General features: G+C 60.0%; 17 protein-coding genes. 8 read left to right on the top strand and 9 right to left on the bottom strand.

Features of this window, described 5'->3' with window-relative positions:
• The first annotated feature begins 3 nt into the window (after window positions 1-3).
• From KGB14_RS08655 to KGB14_RS08640, 4 genes are all read left to right on the top strand, one after another.
• A complete protein-coding gene (locus KGB14_RS08655; RefSeq protein WP_223485655.1) occupies window positions 4-627 on the top strand; it encodes a 2OG-Fe(II) oxygenase in 624 nt (207 codons plus the stop codon).
• 64 nt (window positions 628-691) lie between these two features.
• Window positions 692-1,591, top strand: coding sequence for a DMT family transporter (locus tag KGB14_RS08650; RefSeq protein ID WP_223485653.1), 900 nt, complete (start codon window positions 692-694; stop codon window positions 1,589-1,591).
• 105 nt (window positions 1,592-1,696) lie between these two features.
• The gene (locus tag KGB14_RS08645) at window positions 1,697-2,479 is read left to right on the top strand and encodes a class I SAM-dependent methyltransferase (RefSeq protein WP_223485651.1); all 783 of its coding nucleotides are present in this window, start codon (window positions 1,697-1,699) and stop codon (window positions 2,477-2,479) included.
• An 89-nt stretch (window positions 2,480-2,568) separates the two neighbouring features.
• Entirely contained in the window at window positions 2,569-2,892 is a 324-nt protein-coding gene (locus KGB14_RS08640) for a hypothetical protein (RefSeq protein ID WP_223485649.1), read from the top strand.
• Between the two features lie 24 nt (window positions 2,893-2,916).
• On the opposite strand, the gene KGB14_RS08635 is transcribed toward KGB14_RS08640, so the two are convergent.
• The 9 genes from KGB14_RS08635 to KGB14_RS08595 form a co-directional block, all read right to left on the bottom strand.
• Window positions 2,917-4,344, bottom strand: a complete 1,428-nt coding sequence (locus KGB14_RS08635; RefSeq protein ID WP_223485647.1) for a PLP-dependent aminotransferase family protein — start codon at window positions 4,342-4,344, stop codon at window positions 2,917-2,919.
• Window position 4,345: 1 nt separating this feature from the next.
• Window positions 4,346-4,561, bottom strand: coding sequence for a hypothetical protein (locus KGB14_RS08630; RefSeq protein WP_223485645.1), 216 nt, complete (start codon window positions 4,559-4,561; stop codon window positions 4,346-4,348).
• Window positions 4,562-4,634: 73 nt separating this feature from the next.
• The gene (locus tag KGB14_RS08625) at window positions 4,635-5,627 is read right to left on the bottom strand and encodes a PDDEXK nuclease domain-containing protein (RefSeq protein WP_411740779.1); all 993 of its coding nucleotides are present in this window, start codon (window positions 5,625-5,627) and stop codon (window positions 4,635-4,637) included.
• 108 nt (window positions 5,628-5,735) lie between these two features.
• Window positions 5,736-6,542, bottom strand: coding sequence for a YfaP family protein (locus KGB14_RS08620; protein WP_223485641.1), 807 nt, complete (start codon window positions 6,540-6,542; stop codon window positions 5,736-5,738).
• Between the two features lie 3 nt (window positions 6,543-6,545).
• Window positions 6,546-8,165, bottom strand: coding sequence for a DUF2300 domain-containing protein (locus tag KGB14_RS08615; protein WP_223485639.1), 1,620 nt, complete (start codon window positions 8,163-8,165; stop codon window positions 6,546-6,548).
• A 1-nt stretch (window position 8,166) separates the two neighbouring features.
• Window positions 8,167-12,741 carry an alpha-2-macroglobulin family protein gene (locus KGB14_RS08610; RefSeq protein WP_223486045.1) on the bottom strand — a complete coding sequence of 1,525 codons (4,575 nt, stop codon included), beginning with the start codon at window positions 12,739-12,741 and terminating at the stop codon, window positions 8,167-8,169.
• Complete coding sequence (locus tag KGB14_RS08605; protein WP_411740777.1) at window positions 12,738-13,376, bottom strand: DUF1175 domain-containing protein; 639 nt, start codon at window positions 13,374-13,376, stop codon at window positions 12,738-12,740. Before KGB14_RS08605 ends, KGB14_RS08610 begins: the two co-directional genes overlap by 4 nt.
• Window positions 13,373-15,097, bottom strand: a complete 1,725-nt coding sequence (locus KGB14_RS08600; RefSeq protein ID WP_223485637.1) for a DUF2138 domain-containing protein — start codon at window positions 15,095-15,097, stop codon at window positions 13,373-13,375. The genes KGB14_RS08605 and KGB14_RS08600 overlap by 4 nt, the downstream gene beginning before the upstream one ends.
• A 35-nt stretch (window positions 15,098-15,132) precedes the next feature.
• Window positions 15,133-15,924 carry a YfaP family protein gene (locus KGB14_RS08595; protein ID WP_223485635.1) on the bottom strand — a complete coding sequence of 264 codons (792 nt, stop codon included), beginning with the start codon at window positions 15,922-15,924 and terminating at the stop codon, window positions 15,133-15,135.
• Between the two features lie 278 nt (window positions 15,925-16,202).
• Here KGB14_RS08595 and KGB14_RS08590 point away from each other — a divergent pair, with 278 nt between their 5' ends.
• The 4 genes from KGB14_RS08590 (at window position 16,203) to dxs (ending at window position 20,574) form a co-directional block, all read left to right on the top strand.
• A complete protein-coding gene (locus KGB14_RS08590) occupies window positions 16,203-17,348 on the top strand; it encodes a Fic family protein (RefSeq protein ID WP_223486041.1) in 1,146 nt (381 codons plus the stop codon).
• A 109-nt stretch (window positions 17,349-17,457) separates the two neighbouring features.
• Complete coding sequence (locus KGB14_RS08585) at window positions 17,458-17,700, top strand: exodeoxyribonuclease VII small subunit (RefSeq protein ID WP_007894317.1); 243 nt, start codon at window positions 17,458-17,460, stop codon at window positions 17,698-17,700.
• Entirely contained in the window at window positions 17,697-18,584 is an 888-nt protein-coding gene (gene ispA, locus KGB14_RS08580) for a (2E,6E)-farnesyl diphosphate synthase (RefSeq protein WP_223485633.1), read from the top strand. The genes KGB14_RS08585 and ispA overlap by 4 nt, the downstream gene beginning before the upstream one ends.
• A 91-nt stretch (window positions 18,585-18,675) precedes the next feature.
• On the top strand, window positions 18,676-20,574 hold the full coding sequence (gene dxs, locus KGB14_RS08575; protein WP_223485631.1) for a 1-deoxy-D-xylulose-5-phosphate synthase: 1,899 nt from the start codon (window positions 18,676-18,678) through the stop codon (window positions 20,572-20,574).
• Window positions 20,575-20,713: the final 139 nt, after the last annotated feature.

The following is a 20,713-nucleotide window of genomic DNA, read 5'->3' as shown; positions in this document are numbered from 1 at the left end:
GCAATGCAAGAGACGATTCAAGCTGCGAACCACGAACTGCAGAACAACGCCTACGCCTCCCTCAAAGCCTCACAGCTGTTTTCTCAAGAAGAGCTGGAGTACATGGAAGCGGCGTGCCAGGTCATCCCCAAAACCATCATCGAAATCGGCGATGTGGGCGAAGAAAACTTTCTCGCAGTGGGACGCTTCATGGAGGATCAGAAAGGCCAGTTACCGGTGTATCGCAACGATCCTTACGGAAAACGCGTGGTGGAAATCCTCTCGTCGGGAAAGAGTCGTGAGTTCTTCAACGGCATCATGGAAGCCGAGTGTTTTATCCGTCGCTGCCAGTCCAATCTGCTGGAAGCCGGCAACTTCATCGGCAAGCACATCGATACCTACAGCAACCTGGAATATCGCTATTCAGTGGTGATCCAGTTCGGCAAACAATACGAAGGCGGCGAGTTTTTCATCGAGCATGAAGGCCGCGAATCGCAATTTAAAACCGGCTATGCCGATGTGCTGATCAATCGCTGCGAGATTCCCCACGGCGTACGCAAGGTGGAGAGCGGCACACGCTCCTCCCTGGTGTTTTTCCTGAGCACCAGCCCGTTGGACAAACCCAACCTCAACAACAAACAGATCTGATCGGAATGTACGTCCACCCCCGCAGGGTGGACGTACGACCGGCGAAGCCAGAAGGAAACGTCCCATGACGCAAACCAACGTAGCCAGCTTTCAAGAAACAAAGAATCAAGACCTGCAAGCCTATTTCCTGGGCCTCATTTCGGTCGCGGCGTTTGCCATGACCTTACCGGCGGCAAAAATGCTCGCTGGCGACCTGAGTGCCCTGCAAGTCGGGTTCTTTCGGTCGGTGTTGGCTGCGTTTGCGGCAATTCCCTTTTTGCTTATCGGTCGGGCAAAGTTTCCCAATCGTTCGCAAATCAAGCGGATGTTACTGACCTCCACCGGGATTGTTTACGGCTTTCCGATCCTCACCGCGCTGGGCATGCAATACGTGCCGGTCAGCCACGGCGGCGTGGTGCTCGCTGCACTACCGCTGTCCACAGCGATTTTCGGCACCCTCATCACAGGCACTCGCCCATCCAAAATGTTCTGGGCGGTCTCAAGCCTGGGCTTCCTGGTGGTGATGGCCTACACCGTCATCAAGTCGAACGTTTCAGACATCTACATCGGTGACCTGGCGCTGCTGGGTGCCGTACTGCTGGCCGGTTTTGGCTACGCCCAGGGCGGTGCACTTTCCAAGGAACTGCCAGGTTGGCAGGTCATGTGCTGGACCCTGGTCATCAGCCTGCCTGTGCTGCTCCCTGTCAGCCTCTGGCTCTATGACGGCCAGACCATCGCCAACTTGCCTGGACAAGGCGTCGCCGCCCTGTTGTTTCTGGCCTTGATCAACTCGCTGCTGGGTTTCTTCTCCTGGAACCGCGCCCTGGCCCTGGGTGGCATCCAGCGCATCAGCCAGCTGCAGTTGCTGCAACCGTTCTTCACTTTTGCCTTTTCGATCATCCTGATGGGCGAGTCCTGGAACTGGCTGACCCCGGCCGTCTGCGCCATCGTCATCGTGTTGGTCTGGCTGTCCAAGCGCATCTGAACAGGACCGCGCGCTGGCTGACCAGCGCGCTCCCATCCACGTGTTCCTCAAGGGACTTTCAGCCCGGCTGTTACACCCTCTCCACACCCAGACGGAAACCCGCCCATGACCTCTTCGAGTTTTTTTCGTCCCACCGCTGAACTGCAACAATGGGACGTCTCGCAGTATGAAAACAACGCCCGTCTCGTCGCTCAGCTCGCCAATGGCGCGGTGGAACTGTTGGCCATCAAGGCGGGCGAGCGGGTCTTGGACATCGGTTGTGGCGACGGCTATTTGAGCGAGCAATTGGCTCGGCAAGGCGCTGATGTGGTGGGTTTCGACTACAGCCCGGAACGGGTGAAAGCCGCACGATCGCGCGGCCTGGATGTGAGGTTGGGTAATGCCGAAGAGCTGATCTTTCACCAAGAGTTCGATGCAGTGTTCAGCAACGCCGCCATGCACTGGATGCGACGTGCCGATCAAGTCGCCCATGGGACCTTTATGGCACTCAAGCCCGGTGGGCGTTTCGTCGGTGAATTCGCCGGCGCCAAGAATGCCTTACTGATCCGTCGGGCAATTCACGACGCCCTGGAGCGCAGATCCGTCGATGCACAGAACATTGCCCCCTGGTACCTGCCCACAGCCGGTGAATACCAGCAGGTGCTGGAGAACGCCGGGTTTCATGTCAGCTCTATCAGTTGGTTTGAACGGCCGGTGGTGCTGGATTACCCCATTGCCCAATGGATACAAACCTTTGGCAGCCCTTACCTGACGGTGCTGCCAGTCGAGGCTCACGCGAGTTTTCTGGAGGAAGTGACGGAGGAGCTGGCCAATGACCTGCTGGACTCCGACGGCCAATGGACGGTGGACTACACACGCCTGCGTTTCAGAGCCGAGAAAAAGGCATAACCCACAGAACCTGTCTGAAAAAAGAGCGGTGCATTGGAGCAATCAGCAGATGGCGGGCGATGCTTGCCGTCGAACTGGGAAATAACGATATGTCTATGAAAACCAATGGATTAACGCTGAAGTCTTTTTACGCCGACACCCAGGTATGGTCGAGCCAGGACGGTAAACCGCTGTACTGGATCGATGACATCAGCCTGACCGTCAACGGCTCGGAAATCGTCGAGGATTCGCTCATTCAAGCCCTGCACGATAATGACGAAGTCCAGATCCTCAACGGCGTCATCTACTCCTATGCAGACCTGGGTGAAGTAGCCACCCTGGTGGAATACTTCAGAAGCTGGCAGCAAAACCTGGAGTCGATGCACCGCCCTCCCTTCACCCGTGAAGCGCCGCCGGGCAGCGAGATCGACTAGCGTCAGGCTAACCCTGGCCTGGTCTCAAACGCCGTGTTCGGTGACTCGGGCTGTTTCGCTGCAGACCTGAGATTCGATGAAACGCTTGAACTGGATGTCATTGCAGTGGCTGACGTTCAGGCGGATGTACTGATCGTAGTCCCGGGTGTTGCTGAACAACGATCCTGGAGCCAGAAAGATACGGGCGTCATGGGCCTGTTCAATCAGACGGCGAATATCCACGTGCGCGGGGAAACGTGCCCACAGGAACAAGCCATCCACGCCGGGTTCGTCAAACACCACACCGACCTTGCCCAGCCACTCCCGTGCCCGGACACGCTCCTGCATCACCCGCTGACGCAGGGCATCCAAATGGTGTTGATAACGCCCGGACTCCAGGGTGTAAGTCACGATGGTTTCGTCCAGGGATGAGCCGCACAACAAGTTGTACATCTTCTGCTCCACCAGACGCTCGACGAAGGCCGGCGGTGCCGCCACATACCCGAGGCGCAGGGCAGGACTGAGCACCTTGCTGAAGCCGCTGATGTAAAACGTGCGATTCAAACCATCCAGGCTGGCCAGTCGAAGGGTTTGCTTGGCAGACAACGAGCCGAAAATATCGTCTTCAACAATATGAAAATCATACTTCTCGGCCAGCGAAAGAATCTTGAACCCCTTGGCCGGGGAGGTATTGCCGCCAGTGGGGTTGTGGATCAGGGTCTGGGTCAGAAACAGTTTTGGCCGGTACTTGATCAGCATGGCCTCCATGGCCTCCAGGTCCGGACCATCACCCATTCGTGGCACCGTGATGATGTTGAAATCCCGCCCCTTGATCAGCTTCAACTGCAGCAACAAATAGCTTGGGTCCTCGACCAGCAGGTAATCACCAGGCTTGAGCATGACATTACGAATCAGCGAGAACGCATGGGTAGCGCCCACCGTCACCACAATCTGGCTGCTGGAGGCATTGATGTGCACCTCTCGCAACTTGCGCCCAATCACCGAGCGCAACGCCTGGCTCCCCGCTGCGGGCGCCGGAACGCTGCAAGACAGCGTGTTACGAATCAACCGTCCGGTAACCGAAACAGGCACAGCTTCAGCCAGCCAGGACGGAGGAAAGTAACCTGAACTGACGGGGATGTCGTACTGAGAAGGGTCCAGCGCGCGGTACAGAAACCCCGCATGCAGGCTGGACGGCGGGATCAACTCGTCCAGGTCCTTGAGCGTTCCTGCCGGGTTGGTCGCGAGAATAAAGTAACCGGCCCCGGGGCGGGACTCGATAATGTGCTGCGCCACGAGGTCCTCGTAAGCGCTGCTCACCGTAAAGTTACTGACGCCCAGTTGTTTGGACAGAGCCCTGACCGATGGCAACCTGCTGCCTTGAACCCATTGAAAAGATTCAATGCGAGCAATAATTGCGCTTCGGATCTGGTCCACCAACAGCGTCTTGCTGCTGCGATCTATCTCAAACATCTCATTCCCTTAATGAAACAACCGCCACCTCTGAAAACATGGCCTTCCTGATTCCGGCAAAGAGCAGGGCCGGCGATCGACAGCCCACCCGGAAATTTTCGCGCACGAGGTAACAATCCTGGATTTTTTGTAAGCAAAGTTTACGCCAGTGCTCGAAAAATACCTCGCCTATTCCATCGAATAAAAACTCAGGAACGTAAACAACCATGACCCACATGCCGATCCACGTCCGTGCGGATCATCTGCGATAACAGCGTGCGGAAGCGACGCTCCTCTGTATAACCGTTCGCTTATTCGTCAACATTCAGCGCATAAAACTCATGCAACTTGGCCTGCAACAGTTTCTTGTCAGGCAGCTGAGTCTGATACTCCGCGATCAATGCTGGCGAAAGCGAACGGTTCAGGGCGTACTCGACGACTTCGTCATCTTTGCTGGCGCACAGCAAGACCCCAAGCGCCGGGTTTTCATGGGGCTTGCGGACATTGCGATCCAAAGCCTCAAGGTAGAAGTCCAGTTTGCCGAGGTATTCTGGCTCGAAGCGGCCGACCTTGAGCTCAATCGCCACCAGGCAATTGAGCCCACGATGGAAGAAGAGCAGATCCAGCGCAAAGTCGCGGCCACCCACTTGCAATGGATACTGCGAACCGACGAAACAAAAGTCACGCCCCAGCTCGATCAGAAAATCCCTGAGCCTGCGCAGTAACCCGCCCTGTAAATCAGCCTCGACATGACCTTGCGCCAAATCGAGAAATTCGACCATGTAGGTGTCCTTGAACACACTCAAGGCTTCGGGACGTGTTTGCCTCATCAACGGTGAGACTTTTGCGGGATTGACAACGCTACGCTCAAACAGAGCGGCTTTGAAGTGGCGTTCGAGCTCCCGGCTCGACCACTTCTCCTGAATCGCCATGCGCAGGTAAAACTCACGCTCTTCCGGGCGTTTGCTTTGGTTGAGAATGATCAGGTTTTGGGTCCACGGCAATTGTCGCAGCAGTGCTGCGACAATTGCATCATGCCTGTATGTCTCGAAAAACTTGCGCATGCGAAACAGATTAGCCCTGGTAAAACCACGCAATCCTGGCTGAGTACGGGCGAGGTGAGTAGCCAATTGAGCGACCACTCCATCCCCCCACTCAGCTGCTTCGATCTTCCGGCTGATGTAAGCCCCGACCTGCCAGTGCAGTTCAATCAACTCGGTATTGACTGCCTGCACCGCTCGCTGCCGGGCAGTGACGATGAGTTGCGTGATTTCGTTAAAGCTTGCACCAACGGATGGTGCGATAGAGCTGAGGTCATTCACGTGAAGGCGTTCCTGTTTAGTCGGTGACGACCTTTTTAGTACGCCTCAACCCAAAACAATAATCACGATGTATGTCGAGGTGATACAGACTCACGGATAACTAAACCCCTTGACCAACGTCAACTCCCCCACCGCCCGCATCGGCACCAGGAACGTTTCCATCTTCTCGTTCGGCGTCCCCTCTTGCGTGATCACCGTAATCTGCGCAGTGGTCAGCGGCTGAACAGCTTCTTCCTGGCCCTCCTCATCACTGCGATAGCCACCGCCGTAGTAATTCACATAAATCAGATACTGCCCCTTGATCGGCGCGGGCATGGCGAAGATTTCCGGGCCGTAGCCGGTGGTGACGTCAACATCCAGCGCCGCGCCATTGGGAGCAACACGATCGCCGTACCAGATATGCGCCCCATCGGGCGTGATGAGGTGCAAATCCAGATCAGTGCCGTCGCTGTCCCACGAAAGCAGCACTCGCAACTTGGCCGGGGTGGCGCCGCCGCGGGTGTTGAGAAATTGAGTGCGGTGGCGTTGTTGACCGTCGGGGCTGCGGACTTCGACGCTGTTGCTGCCGTTGGGGAATGAGAACGGGCGATCGAAGCGCCCGGCGGGGTCGATCTTCAGCGGCATGCTGACGCCGTTGACGATCAGCTTGCCGGGGTCATTGCTCTTCGGTGTCGCGTTGATCTGCCCCGTAATGCGCGCAGTGTTGGCCTGCCCCACCGGGGTGTTGACCGAGGACGCCGGGTAATTAACCGTCTGACGAAAGTTCTCGCCCTCGCCTTCAGGAGCCCCCGTGCGCCAGCCGCCGACGGGCGTATCAAGTTTGACGGCGGCGAGCGTCGCCGGCAGTACGCAAAAAGCGCAAAGGAACAGGAAGACCTGTGGGTAACGGAGTTTCATGGCCTATTCCAGCAAGAGGTGGCGGGCGAGCCCTTCGATGTAGGTTTCATCCTGGCCGTTGGGGTGTGCTTCGAAGGCCAGGTGCAAGTATTCGTGAGTCAGGTCGAGGCGGTCTTGCAGCGACAGCACGCCACGCACATAGATGCGCTGGCGTTCGCGATCGACAAACGGACGGCCGAAGGCCAGGCGGCAGACGGCGAAGGTGCTGACTTCGTTGTAGCCGACCTCGCTTTCCAACTGCGCACGCCAGCCACGGCGTTGCTTTTGCAGCCAGTCTTGCGCGGCGGGCAACGCTTCGCAGGAGGCGACGGGGTTGTCCCAGCGGCTGAGGCTCGCACGTGGGTAGGCGTGCAACAGGATGGCGTCGTAGCGTTGGCCGGCATTGGCCTGTTCGACGGCTTGCTGCCAGGAGAGTTTGTCCGGGCCCGGTTGGTCGGTGTGATAGGTGACGGTGCTGCCGGCGAGTACCAGGTCGCTGGTCCACGCGGCGATGTTGCGCGATTCGGTGGCGGCCGGGCGTGGGGCGACGCGTTGTCGACTGCTGCTGTCATCGATGCTCAGGCAATCGCCGTTGCGCGTGGCGTTTTGCAGCAGATAAGTGCGGATCGCGATGCTCAGGGCTTTGGCGGCTTCGACAGGTTCGGGTCTGGCTTCGCGTTGCAGGACGCGGGCGACGTACTCTTCGCGATCCAGGCGGGCGACCAGTTTGTCTTTGAGCAAGAACAACTCGCCGTCGCTATGGATATCGAGTTGATTGCCGTTGGCGAATTCGACCCGATAGTCGCCTTGCAAAGGCCCGGGCGTTAACACGCGATCCCCCGACAGCACGCGTTTGAGCGGATAACGCGCGAACAGGCCGACCTCGACGCACTTCCCCGCCTCGGCGGGCCATGACGAGGGCAACACCGTCGCCAGTGCCTGACCGTAATTGCGCAAGACCATTTGACTGGTGCCGCGCCCACCGGCCCAGATCGGCGTTCCGTCCGCCGTCCAGCCAGCGAATCCGCCCTGACGCGAGGAAGGATCCTGATCCCCCAACCAGCTCCAGGTTTTCACCCGTAACCGACCACCGAGTTCGCCCACGACATTGCCGTCAGCAGCGTTCAGCACCACATCGAGCAACACCCGTCGCGCCTGATCCTGCGCTGGCATCACGGCCAATACCTTCAACAACTCAGCCACCGAAACCCGGGTCTGCGGTTGCAACGATGGCAAATCCAGCAACCACTTCGGCGCTTGTCTCGCCTGCCAATACGCGCGCCACTGCGCGCCAGCAATGCCCAGACGCGCAGGATCGAAGTACAACCCGCAGGACTTCACCAACGCCTGATCGCGCTCAATCCTGCCGCCCGCTGTGCAGCAATACACTTCTTCCTTCGATTGCCCGCGACACTCGTAAGCTGGTTCGCGCGCGCCGGTGTCCACCAGCCAGGCATAGACAAACAGCTTCCACACACTGCCCAGCGGTGTCTGCACATCAGCAGGCAATGGCTCACGCGAGATCACCTGCGTCCGGCTCAACGAAAGCCATTCACCCTTGAAGCCCAGGTGCAACGGCTCGTCCTGCGCTGTCGCCAGCGCAGGCATCAAACACAGCAGCCACCAGACCAGACGCCGGGTCATGTCAGTGGACCGAGACCTGGCCGAGCGCGGGCTTCTGCTCCTGAGCCTGATGCTGCGGCGCGTAGATTTGAGTGAAACGCACCGGCGGCAGGTTGAACTGACCTTTTTGCGAGAAGCGCACCAGATGACGCAGGCGCAATTCGCCGCTCAGGGCATCCACCGGGATCGCGTAAGCCAGTTGCCCCGGTTCGAAACGGGCCTTCTCCAGCGCGGTCGGCTCGGTGCCGGCCTTGCCCATCAGCTTGATGCCCCAGGTGGTGCGCTCGACATCGGCGCCCGGTGGCAGCGGCACTTCGAGCATGCCGTAACGCAGCGGTTTGGCGGCTTTGCTGGTGATGATCACTTCGTCCAGATACAGGCTGTCGCTGGACAACGGCTTGGTACCGACCGCTTCGAGTTTGAATTCGAACGCTTCGTCACCCGGCACCAGACGCGACAGACGACGGGTAATGGTCACGGCCATCGGATCGATTGCCGGTTGTTGGGTCTGGTAGCTCAGCGCGGCACGCAGCGGGCGCTCTTGTGTCCCGGTCAGCGACAACACCGCCGGCACCGGCGTAGCGCCTTGCCACGTCCAGTACATCTCACCGGTATCACCGTAGCGCTTCTTCCAGCCTTCACCCGGCGCCAGTGCGATGGTCGGCGAGGCTTGCTCGATGCTGCGTTGCAACCAGGTCAACGCCAACGCGCGCTCCAGGGTCGATTGCTGTGGCAACAGACGTTGCAGCAACGCTGTCGCGTGAGCCTGATCGAAGGCTTGCAGCGACAGGTTCAAGGCTTCGGCAAACGGCTGCGAACTCACGGCCAATCGTTGTTGCGCATCCGGCAATTGACGATTGAACGCATCCGGCAGCGTCACCTTGGACTGCTTGGCCAAAGAAGCCGTCAGCGCACGCGCCGCCGCCAGACCCAACGCTGAATCCGGATCGCTCATGACGATGCTGTCTTCGCCATCCTCCATCAGGTTCGCGGCATTGCCGTCGCCGGCTTTTGCCAGGTCATCCATCAAACCGCTGAGCAAGGTGTTGACCGGCAATTGCATTTGCTTGGCAAAGGACAGGATCAGTGCACGCTGCAGCAACGGCGTGTTCCTGGCCTGTTTCGAATAGACCTCCAACACCCGCTGCCAATGCTCCGGCGGCAGACTCAGTTCCAGCACTTTGCTGGCGTTCCAGTCGGCGTAATAAGCGTAAGCGGTGAGGAACGCATCCGGCTCGCCGTCCATGCCCCACCAGGTGAAGCTCGCCGAAGGCCCGGCCATTTGCACCAGCCGCAGACGGCTGTTCTGCATGATCAGGCGCAAGCGATCGCGAATCTGTGGGTTCGACGACAGCGATGGATACGCAATGCTCAGTGGCAACAAACGGCTGGCCGTTTGCTCGACACCACCGTACGGATAACTCAGCAGATCATCGAGGGCCGAACGGAACAGCGCTTGCGGGCTGTCATCCAGGCGCAGACGAATATCGCTGGCGTCGGCCGGCAGGGTCAGCGGTGTATCACCACTGGCTGCGTCCAGGCTTTGAGTCTGCGTCACTTGCCAACCTTCGCCGGTCGCGGTCAGGCGCACGGCCAGGGCATCAGCGGTTTTGCCGTCCTGCACCAGCTCAGCGGTCCAGTCACCACTGGCCAACGGGAATGTCGGCAGCGCGATGTAGTTGATGCCGTTGTTCAGGGTCACCGGCACACGCTGATCGGCGCCGGCGTAATGAATCACCAACTCAGCCTTGACCGGCTTCTCGGCCTGACTGAAAGCGAACACACCGAGGTCCGGTTTGTCGCCGTTACGGAATGTGGTCGGGCCGCTCCACTTCAGGTACAGCGGTTTTTCCGAGCGAACAAATTGCTTCTTCTGCCCGACCTGGCCGTCATCGGCGATGGCCCGTGCGGTGATGCGCCAGCGGGTCAAGGAGTCCGGCATTTTGAAGGTGAAGCGGGTTTTACCGTTGGCGTCAGTCACCAATTCCGGCTCCCACGCGGCGGTGTCGATGTCTTCGCGACGCGGACGTTCCAGCACTTTCACCCCACGCTCGCTACGGTTGGATTTGCCCGGTGCGCCTGGGCTGCCCGGCAATGCCACGTCGTAGCTGATGAACGACAGGCTGGCGCTGGTGCGCACGTTGTTGCGGCGCGGGTGATAGAAGAACTGGTCGATGGTCGGGGCGACTTCGGGCTGTAACGCATAGACCATCTCATCGACCACGCTGACCGTCAGGTGCGCCGGAATCGGCTTGCCGGCGAACTGGGTGGTCAGGTCAACCGACACGGTATCGCCGGGCTGATACGCCTCTTTATCGGTGGCGATGGCCACGTCGATTTGCGGCGCAACCACTTTGATGCCGGCGTTCTGGAAGCTGTACTGACCGCCCTTGGTGTAGAGCACGGAGAAGGTCAGGTTTGGCGCGTAGTTGTCTTTCACCGGGATCCGCGCGCGGTATTGGGTGTCGCTGAGCTTTTCCATCTTCAGCCAGTCGCCGCCCTTGGACAGCAACGCCGTGGCTTCGACCTTGTCGCGCTCGAGCGACAACAACGCATCGATAATCGGGTCGGGGAAAGTGATCAACGCGAGGGCTTCGTCGCCGGCCTTGTACTCGGGTTTGTCGAGGACGATTTCCACGGTGCCGGGCACGGCTTTGACGCCGTCGCCGGTGACCGAATGACCGGTCGCGCCAAGCACGCGGCCATGGTCATCTTTCAGCGTCAGGTTGTAAGTGCCAGGACGGTCGAAGGTCAGGGTGAAGCCTTTATCGGTGGCGGCAAGTTTACCTTCGCCCGTGGTCTGATCTTCGAGTCGCACCCAGCTGTAGCTGCTCGGCTTGACCGCTTTGCTCTGCTCGCTGACACCTTCGTTGGCATAGCTGAATGCAACCTTGGCGCCCACCGCGCTGAACCGTTGAGGGGCGCTCAGGCGGAAACTGGCTGCACCGCGATCAATGAGGATTTCCTTGGTGGTCTTGACCCGATACGCCGCGCCATCGCTGGCGAACACGGTAAGCATGTAGCGGCTCGGTTTCTCGGCGGCGGGCAGGTCGAGGCTCGCGTTGCCCTTGGCGTCGGTGGTCAGTTCGGCGCTGGTCAGTTCCACCGGGAATTGCCCGAGGTATTGCAGTTCGTTGTCGACCATCGACAGTTGCTGGGCGCGCAGGCTCAGGCTCAACTTGGCATTGGCCACCGGTTTGCCGTCCGGGTACAACAACACCAGATTGCCCTTCACCGGTTCACCGGTGCGGTAATCCTGCTTGGCCAGGTTCAGGGAAATCTCGAAGTGCGGCTTGATGTATTCGGCGACGCGGAAGGCGCTGCTGTAGGCCTGATCCTTGTAGCTGAAACGCAGTTCATAACCGCCCGCCACCGCGTTGTCCGGCAGTTGGAAACGGCCCTGAGTACCTGCCTTGGAGTCGAGCTTCAGCGCCAACGATTGCAGCGCCGTGCCGGTGGCATCGAGCACGGTCACATTGACGTCGGCAGCGGTCGGTGCCACGGAATCCCGCGCATTCTTGAACTCGCGACCGACGATTTTCAACGACACCCAATCCCCCGGCCGATACAGCGGCCGATCGGTGAACGCATAGAGTTTGGTGTCGTAGATTTCGCTGTCGTAATAGAAGTTCTCGGAGACGAATACCCCGCCCTCTTCGTCCTCGCCGATCACGAACGAACGCTCCGGGCTGACGTGTTTCAGACGCAGCAAACCATCGGCGTCAGTCGCGCCGCTGCTCATCACGCCCAGGCCGTCGGTCCACAGCACATTGACCTTGGGCACCGAACTGCCTTCGTGTTTGCGCGCTGCCCACACCAGCAATTCATCGCCGGCAATCTTGCTCACGGCTACGGTGTTGGAGACGAACACCATGGTGGTCGCGCGGTATTTGCCGATCAGCGCTTCCACCAGATACAGGCCCGGTTTCAGGTTGCCCAACGGGATGTACACGTTGCCCGGCGAGACGCTGACGAACTCGCTGGAAGAACCGGCCAGGTTCACGCCCTCAGGTGGCTGGATCGGTTTGGCTTGCCACAGCGGATAACGGAATTGACTGACCACCGGCAGGCCCGGAATCAACGCGAATTGCGGCTGAGCGTCGTAAGGCGTTGGTGCGGCGATGGCGGTGCCCATCTTCAGTTCCGGCACTTCCTCGGTGACTTGTTTACGCGACTCGTAGGAAAACGCCCGCTGCATCACCCGACGGGATTTGCGGTACCAGTTGTCCCACAGATACGCGAGGGTATTCGACAGGCCTTCACCCTTGAACTGACCATCGCTGACCACCCGATGCAGGTTCTTCTGGCGCTTGAGGAAGTCCAGCGGCTTGTCGATGCGATACACACGAATGTCGGCGCCGCCATAAGGCTCCATGCGAAACCGGCGGTAATCGCGGCCTGGGGCTTCGAGGCGAACCATCGCCTGCTCGTCGCTGGCGAAACTGCTGTCGGCCAGCAGAAAGAAACTCTCACCGACCACCGGGGTATAGCCGCTCGGCTCGACGGTGTCTTCCGCGTTGACCGAAGTCAGCGGCACAAGCAGCGCCAGCAACAGAGGCAGTTTTGAGCAAATGCGCAGCATGCGGGCACCGATCATTGGGAGAGAAAGTTCAGTCGATAGACGCCGATGAAGTTGGGGTTGGCTGCGTCGGGTATCCATCGGGTGTCCTTCCATGTCATGAGTTGTTGCAGGCTTGCGGAGCGCATGCCGTTGTCGGTGGGGGTGGTGGTGCCGGTGTGATAGGCGATGAAGCGGCCCATCCAGATCATCAGGTGCTGGTCGTCGCCTTGATCGAAAAACATCAGGTCGCCAGGCCGGGCCTGGGCCAGATCGCGGCCGACCAGATGGCTGTTGAACTGGATCAGTTTGATCGCGTTGACATAGGGCCCGACTTTGCCGCCGCCCTGTTGCCATTGCTGGGCGAGGCCGCGCTGGGCGTCGCTCAATTGCAGTTCCGGCGGCAGGTAGCGATTGGACAGACCATTGCTGCGCAGCCATTTGTCGTCATGGACTTTCAGCGCTTCGTTGGCGGCAAACCGCACCAGCCCGGCGCAGTCCTGCTGATACCAGCGCGGGCTCGGGCCTTGGGTCAGCTGTTCCTGGGCGATGCGCACGAACCAGGCGCGGAACACCTGGGATTGCTGCGGGTCGAGCGCGGCGGTTTCGCTGGCAAATGTGCGAGTCCCCAGCAGCAACGCCAGCAGGCCGAGGCCTCGGATAAGTGCGGTCACAGGGCTTTCCACTCAAGCGGCAGCCACTGCCAGTGGCCGTCGGGCTCGCTGCCTTTGGGCAAGGTCAGGGCGTATTTGCCGTAGCCGCCGAGGGTGCGCAGTTTTGGGATCAGGTAGGTTTGCGCGGCGTTGTAAAACACCGGTTCCATGTCTTGCGGCAAGCTGTCGAGGGTTTCCTGTTGCATCAGCTGCGCCATGGAATCCGGGCCGAAATAGATCGGCATCAGCAGGTCTTTCGGCAGCACGTCAGCCAACGGCGGGAAGCGTTTGTCGAGGGTGCCCAGCGCTTTGTCGACCAGCTTGTCGTCGAGGGAAAACAACAGCGTCGAACCGTGGCGCGCCAGGCTCACGCGCATAAAGGCTTTGCCGGTGATCGCATCCGGTTGCTCGGCATCCTTGGCCTGATAGGGACCGAAGTTGGAGCTGACCTGGCGCTGCCACTGATGGGTTTGACCTTCCTGTTTCTCGACCACCGGGAACGCGTGATCAGCGACGTTGCCTTCATAGGCGCCGACCATCGAGCCGAACAGGTTGCCCAGGTCGCCATCGAGTTTGGCGCTGGCATCGTCGTTCAGGCTGGCCACCAGCAGCGGCGTGTACAGCCGCGAATCGGCGTACCAGCACAGGCCGGCGGCACCGGCCATGTGTTCGGTCAGGGCTTGGGCCACCGCGTCGTCGGCACCGAGTTTCACCAGCAGCGGTTTCTGTTGTTCGGCGGCCAGTGGCAAGGCGACACAGGCGCTGGCGCCCATGGGCATGGCCTGCCAGATCGGTTTGAAGTCGAAGTCTGGCTGGTTCTCCAGTTCGTCCATGGCCAGGAAGCTGTGCCAACCCTTGTCATCCATGTCGAAACGCAGGCCGGCGAAGTTCGGAATGAAGCGCTGGTAACCCATGGCCAGCACGCTGGAGTTGACCGAGAGGCGCTGTTTCACCTCAGGCGTACGCGGTGGCAGGCCGAAGGCTTCGGGGAACAGTTTGTCGCCGTTGAGCAAGGCGGCGATGGCCTTGGTCGAAACGCTGCCGGTGTCCTCGGAGGCGCCGTTTTCCGGGTCATAGAGCTTGGCCGGATTGGACAGCACCACCAGTTTGTCGCCATGGGAGGCGAACACCAATGACTTGCTGGCGTTGTAGGTGAGCTGATAGAGCGTGACAGCGTCGGCGCCGACTTTCACCTCGCTGAGTTTGCTCAGCTGCGTATCGTCCAGCGCCACTTTTGCCAGCGGCTCCAGCACCTTGGCCAGCCCACCGCGATCCATCACCAACAGGAAATCCTTGAGTCGCCCATCCGCCCCACGCCACAGCGCCACATCCGCCGGTTGATCGAACAGCTGCTCGATCAGGCTGTCCTGCAACTTCAGGTCATGCTCGTAAATGATCCGCCGCAGACTGCCGATCAAACCGAGACGGTCGGCGTGGGCTTCGTAATAGAAGACGAAATCTTCGGTCAGGGTTTCCTTGAGAAACGGCACGGCCAGCAAATCCTTGGGCAGCTGGCTCAGGGAATGGGTTTCGAGCAAACCGTCCGGGCGGCTCATGCCCAGTTTGTCGCTGGCCAGTTCCGCAGGCGGGGCTTTGGGTTTGTGCAGGAACCAGCCCAATCCGCCCACCACGCCGGCCACCAGGCACAACCCGATCACCAGCGCCGGCCAGCGACGGGAAGTTTTGGTCGCAGGTGCGCCAGCGGCCGAGGGAACGGCGGGTGAAATCGTGTTATCGCTCATGTTCACAAACCCAATTCATCCGTGGTGCGGGATGTTTAATAGTTGAAAGTCTTGACCAGCAGCAGGTCGCCGATCGCCCGCAAGGGCACGATGAACGTCTCGCGTTTTTCGTCGACGGTGTTTTCGTTGAGCACCAGATTGATTTGCGAGGTGATCACCTCGTTCTGGTTGCTGGACTCATCGAAGTTATAGCCGCCACTGCCGAAGTTGCCCCAATAGTTCACATAAACCAGGTAGGTGCCATGCATCGGCGCGGTCATGGTGAACATTTCCGGACCGGGGCCATCGACCCCGTCCGGGTCCAGGCCGCCGCCATTGCTCATCGCCGGGCGAGCCCAGAACGCATGCTGGCCGTCGGGGGTAATGATGTGCAGGTCGAGCTCGGCCTTGGGATCGTCCCAACCCAGCACCACGCGAATTCGCGCCGGCGTGCGCAGGTTGTTGGCTTCATAGAATTGAACGCGCTTGAGGGACTTGCCCTCGGAACTGCGCACTTCGACGCTGTTGGACCCGGCGCCGAACGCATACGGCCGGGCAAAGCGCCCTTGCTCGTCGGTGTACAAATTCAGGGGATTGCCATTGACCGCCAGACTATGGGGCGGACGCAACGTGCCGAGAGCCTTGAGCTGGCCTTCGATCATCGTGCGATTGCGCTGCACGCCCCGGTCGATGGGCGGCGTGGGATAGGCGACTCGAGGGTTTTCACTGCGGTCCAGCAGGCCGTGATAGCGCCAGCCGCCCACCGGCTCCGACAACTCGGCCGTGGGCTCGGCCCAGGCAGCCTGGGCGCAGACCAGCGTGATCAGCAGTGAAAGAACACAACGCATGTAACGCCTCCTGCCATGCATAACGAAACCCTGCGCCCGATCCTCGGCGCGTTACAGATCCAAAAAACTGCGTTTCGTCAGAAAGACCCTTGAATATAGGGTCGTAGAAGGCGCGAAGATTAGCCATTCGGCAGTTTTTTAACAATCTGATGCGTCTATATTTGCGGTGGAAATCACGGTGATTGTCGGGCGTGAGCCGAATAACGATCGTATTCGGCTCACATAATGAGCCGAATACGACTATTATTCGGCTCATTCACTTTGGAGTACCCGAGTTCATGGCCCCTCACTGGATTTGGCAACGGCCTGATTGGCCAAATTTCAATTGGCAAGCCGAGCGCCTGACATCGCTATTGCGCGAGTGTGTGCAGGCACAAGGGCGGTTGATGGGCATGACCAGTTCCGTGGGTAGCTCACTCATCGCGCAGAACGAACTGGATGCGTTACTGCAGAACATCGTGACGTCTTCGGCTATCGAAGGCGAGCAACTGAATGTTGGCTCCGTGCGCTCTTCTCTTGCGCGACGTTTGGGTCTGGAGCCCGTTGATGGCGATCAAGTCAGCCAACGCAGCGAAGGGCTTGCGCAGTTGATGCTCGATGCCACTCAACACTTTGCGCAACCACTGACATTGGAGCGATTGCAGGAATGGCATAAATGGCTGTTTCCTGATCAAGACACAGACTTCGCCGCCCGGCCGATCCATGTTGGCGCGTTGCGCGGCGATGAGCCGATGCAAGTGGTTTCGGGGCGACTCGACAGGCCGACCGTCCACTTCGAAGCGCCGCCTCGCCAAGGCCTTGAGCATCAACTCGACACGTTTCTCCGTTGGTTTGAAGCCAGCCTGAATCAGACAGAACTCGATCCGTTACTGCGGGCCGGCATCGCACACTTCTGGTTCGTCACTTTGCACCCCTTCGACGACGGCAATGGCCGCCTGACGCGAACCATCACCGACCTGGCACTGGCGCAGGGTGAGGCCCAGGCTATCCGTTTCTATGCCATGTCGGCGAGCATCCTGGAGGATCGCTCCGGCTACTATCGAGTACTCGAAACCAGTCAGAAAGCCACGCTGGATATCACGCAATGGCTGGAATGGTTTCTGCGAGCCCTCCTGCGCAGCTTGCAGCAAGCCATGAGCCGGATCGAGTCGGTGCTGGGCAAAGCGCGTTTCTGGCAGGCACATCGAGAATCTGAACTGTCGGCTGAGCAGATCAAAGTGCTGAATCGCCTACTTGATGGTGGAGAACGGGGGTTCAAGGAGGGGATTAGCGCGGCTCAATATCAGGCCGTGGCAAAGGTTTCCAAAGCCACCGCTACCCGTCATCTGTCCGAACTGCTGGAGAAGGGCTGCCTGAAACGCCTGCCCGGTGGCGGGCGCAGCACTCGGTATCAGATCCGTCCTCCTGATATTGAGGCATTCTGAGCCCGATTTTTCCGACGCAGCGACAGGGGTTTTCAGGCCCGTTCATTTGCCCATACCCCCCATGTCTGCTAGTGTCGCGCCGGTTTAACGTCAACCGGAAATAGCCGCCATGGCCCGCAAAAAAGCTGCACTGGATTTCGAACAATCTCTCGCTGACCTGCAAACGCTGGTGGAGCGTCTGGAGAACGGCGAATTGTCGCTGGAAGACTCGCTGACGGCTTTCGAGCAAGGCATCGGTCTGACCCGCGACTGCCAGGCGGCGCTGGCCCAGGCCGAGCAAAAGGTTCAAGTGCTGCTCGAACGTGATGGCGAGCTGGCCGAGGAACCCTTCGACGCGGATCAGCCAGAATGATTGCGACGTATTCGGCGGCCAGCCAGGCCCGCGTCAACGCAGCACTGGAAACCCTGTTCAACGCGCCAGGCCCTGAACTCGCCCGCCTCTACGAAGCCATGCGCTACAGCGTGATGAATGGCGGCAAGCGTGTGCGTCCGCTGCTGGCTTACGCCGCGTGTGAGGCGCTGGGTGGCAAGGCCGAGCAAGCCAACGGCGCGGCCTGCGCGGTGGAGCTGATCCACGCCTATTCGCTGGTACACGACGATTTGCCGGCCATGGACGACGACGATCTGCGTCGCGGTCAGCCGACTACGCATAAAAAATTCGATGAAGCCTGTGCAATCCTCGCCGGAGACGGTTTGCAGAGCCTGGCCTTCAGCGCCCTGCTCGACCCGCGCCTGAGCAGTTGCGACGCTGAAACCCGCCTGCAGATGGTCAGCGCCCTGGCATTGGCGGCCGGCCCGGCGGGCATGGTCGGCGGGCAAGCCATCGACCTCGGCTCGGTGGGCTTGAAGCTCGATCAAAAAGCCCTCGAATACATGCATCGGCACAAGACCGGCGCGTTGATCGAAGTCAGCGTCAAGCTCGGCGCCCTGGCCAGCGGCCATGCCGCGAAGGATGAACTCAAGTCCCTGCAAAGTTATGCACAGGCCATTGGTCTCGCATTTCAGGTCCAGGACGACATTCTCGACGTCGAAAGTGACACCGAAACCCTCGGCAAACGCCAAGGCGCCGACATCGCCCGGGACAAACCGACCTACCCGGCCCTGCTCGGTCTCGACGCGGCCAAGGCTTATGCCCTGGAACTGCGCGACCAGGCCTTGCACGCGCTGCGACCGTTTGACGCGGCGGCCGAGCCCTTGCGCGATCTGGCCCGGTACATCGTCGATCGCCGCAGCTGACGGCGTATCTGCCAAAAAAAACCAACGCGTGGGCAGGGGACGATGCATCAGGTAAACTGCCGCATCTTTTATACCTATAACGATTCGCCTGATGCCCACGACGTTTCATGAGATTCCCCGCAAACGCCCGACCACGCCCCTGCTCGACCGTGCCAACACGCCGGATGGGCTGCGGCGGTTAGGCGAAGCCGAGCTGGAAACCCTGGCCGATGAGTTGCGCCTGGAATTGCTCTACACGGTCGGTCAGACCGGTGGGCATTTCGGTGCTGGCCTGGGCGTGATCGAGCTGACCATCGCATTGCATTACGTCTTCGACACCCCGGACGACCGGCTGGTGTGGGACGTAGGTCATCAGGCCTACCCGCACAAAATCCTCACCGGCCGTCGCGAGCGCATGAGCACCCTGCGCCAGAAGGATGGCGTTGCCGCCTTCCCGCGTCGTTCCGAGAGCGAGTACGACACCTTTGGCGTCGGCCACTCCAGCACGTCGATCAGCGCAGCGCTGGGCATGGCCATTGCCGCCCGCCTGCAACACAGTGATCGCAAGGCGATCGCGGTGATCGGCGACGGCGCACTGACCGCCGGCATGGCCTTCGAGGCGCTGAACCACGCGCCGGAAGTGGACGCCAACATGCTGGTGATCCTCAACGACAACGACATGTCGATCTCGCGCAACGTCGGCGGGCTGTCGAACTATCTGGCGAAAATCCTTTCCAGCCGCACTTACGCGAGCATGCGCGAAGGCAGCAAAAAGGTCCTGTCGCGCCTGCCCGGCGCCTGGGAAATCGCCCGTCGCACCGAAGAATACGCCAAAGGCATGCTGGTCCCCGGCACCCTGTTCGAAGAACTGGGCTGGAACTACATCGGCCCGATCGATGGCCACGACCTGCCGACCCTGATCGCCACCCTGCGCAACATGCGCGATCTGAAAGGCCCGCAATTCCTGCACGTGGTCACCAAAAAAGGCAAAGGCTTCGCCCCGGCCGAAGTCGACCCGATCGGTTACCACGCCATCACCAAGCTTGAGCCTCTAGACGCTCCAGCCGCCGCGCCGAAGAAAGCCGGCGGGCCGAAGTATTCCGGTGTGTTCGGTGAGTGGCTGTGCGACATGGCCGCGGTTGATCCGCGTCTGGTCGGGATTACCCCGGCAATGAAGGAAGGCTCCGATCTGGTGGCGTTCAGCGAGCGTTTCCCACAGCGTTATTTCGATGTGGCGATTGCCGAGCAACACGCCGTGACCTTCGCCGCCGGCATGGCCTGCGAAGGCGCAAAACCGGTGGTGGCGATCTATTCGACCTTCCTGCAACGCGCTTACGACCAACTGATTCATGACGTCGCGGTGCAAAACCTCGACGTGCTGTTCGCCATCGACCGCGCAGGCCTGGTGGGCGAAGACGGCCCGACGCACGCGGGCAGCTTCGACTTGTCGTTCCTGCGCTGCATCCCCGGCATGCTGGTGATGACCCCGAGCGACGAAAACGAACTGCGCAAAATGCTCAGCACCGGCCACCTGTACAACGGCCCGGCAGCCGTACGTTACCCGCGCGGCACCGGCCCGAATGCGACCATCGAGAAAGACCTCGAGCCGATCGAAATCGGCAAGGGTGTGGTTCGCCGTCAGGGCAGCAAAGTCGCCCTGCTGGTGTTCGGCGTGCAACTGGCCGAGGCACTGAAAGTCGCCGAGACGCTGGATGCGACCGTGGTCGACATGCGTTTCGTCAAACCGCTCGACGAAGCACTGGTTCGCGACATCGCCAGCCGCCATGAATTGCTGGTAACCATCGAAGAGAACGCAATCATGGGCGGTGCCGGTGGCGCGGTCAGCGAATTCCTCGCCCGCGAGAACATTCTCAAGTCGATGCTGCACCTGGGCTTGCCGGACGTTTACGTGGAGCACGCCAAGCCTGCGCAAATGCTGGCCGAATGCGGACTGGATGAAGCCGGGATCGAAGAAGCGGTGCGTCAGCGTTTGCAGCTGCTCAACCTGTAAACCCGATCCCTCGTAGGAGCTGCCGAAGGCTGCGATCTTTTGATCCTGATCTTCGGCGGCTCTCAATCTAAAAAAGCAAAATCAAAAGATCGCAGCCTTCGGCAGCTCCTACAGGGGTTGTGTCGTATCTGAATTCGCC

The organism is Pseudomonas sp. A-RE-19 (assembly GCF_019956555.1).
In the GTDB taxonomy this organism is placed as follows: domain Bacteria; phylum Pseudomonadota; class Gammaproteobacteria; order Pseudomonadales; family Pseudomonadaceae; genus Aquipseudomonas.
The sequence above is the reverse complement of the archived record's forward strand: the minus strand, read 5'-3'. Positions and strand labels throughout refer to the sequence as shown.

Excerpts from the sequence above, each read along its gene's own strand:
- KGB14_RS08645 (WP_223485651.1), top strand. The coding sequence starts at position 1,697 with ATGACCTCTTCGAGTTTTTTTCGTCCCACCGCTGAACTGCAACAATGG.
- KGB14_RS08620 (WP_223485641.1), bottom strand. The coding sequence starts at position 6,542 with ATGAAACTCCGTTACCCACAGGTCTTCCTGTTCCTTTGCGCTTTTTGC.
- KGB14_RS08600 (WP_223485637.1), bottom strand. The coding sequence starts at position 15,097 with ATGAGCGATAACACGATTTCACCCGCCGTTCCCTCGGCCGCTGGCGCA.
- KGB14_RS08610 (WP_223486045.1), bottom strand. The coding sequence starts at position 12,741 with ATGATCGGTGCCCGCATGCTGCGCATTTGCTCAAAACTGCCTCTGTTG.
- dxs (WP_223485631.1), top strand. The coding sequence starts at position 18,676 with ATGCCCACGACGTTTCATGAGATTCCCCGCAAACGCCCGACCACGCCC.
- KGB14_RS08590 (WP_223486041.1), top strand. The coding sequence starts at position 16,203 with ATGGCCCCTCACTGGATTTGGCAACGGCCTGATTGGCCAAATTTCAAT.
- KGB14_RS08635 (WP_223485647.1), bottom strand. The coding sequence starts at position 4,344 with ATGTTTGAGATAGATCGCAGCAGCAAGACGCTGTTGGTGGACCAGATC.
- KGB14_RS08595 (WP_223485635.1), bottom strand. The coding sequence starts at position 15,924 with ATGCGTTGTGTTCTTTCACTGCTGATCACGCTGGTCTGCGCCCAGGCT.
- KGB14_RS08650 (WP_223485653.1), top strand. The coding sequence starts at position 692 with ATGACGCAAACCAACGTAGCCAGCTTTCAAGAAACAAAGAATCAAGAC.
- KGB14_RS08630 (WP_223485645.1), bottom strand. The coding sequence starts at position 4,561 with ATGTGGGTCATGGTTGTTTACGTTCCTGAGTTTTTATTCGATGGAATA.
- KGB14_RS08585 (WP_007894317.1), top strand. The coding sequence starts at position 17,458 with ATGGCCCGCAAAAAAGCTGCACTGGATTTCGAACAATCTCTCGCTGAC.
- ispA (WP_223485633.1), top strand. The coding sequence starts at position 17,697 with ATGATTGCGACGTATTCGGCGGCCAGCCAGGCCCGCGTCAACGCAGCA.
- KGB14_RS08615 (WP_223485639.1), bottom strand. The coding sequence starts at position 8,165 with ATGACCCGGCGTCTGGTCTGGTGGCTGCTGTGTTTGATGCCTGCGCTG.
- KGB14_RS08640 (WP_223485649.1), top strand. The coding sequence starts at position 2,569 with ATGTCTATGAAAACCAATGGATTAACGCTGAAGTCTTTTTACGCCGAC.
- KGB14_RS08655 (WP_223485655.1), top strand. The coding sequence starts at position 4 with ATGCAAGAGACGATTCAAGCTGCGAACCACGAACTGCAGAACAACGCC.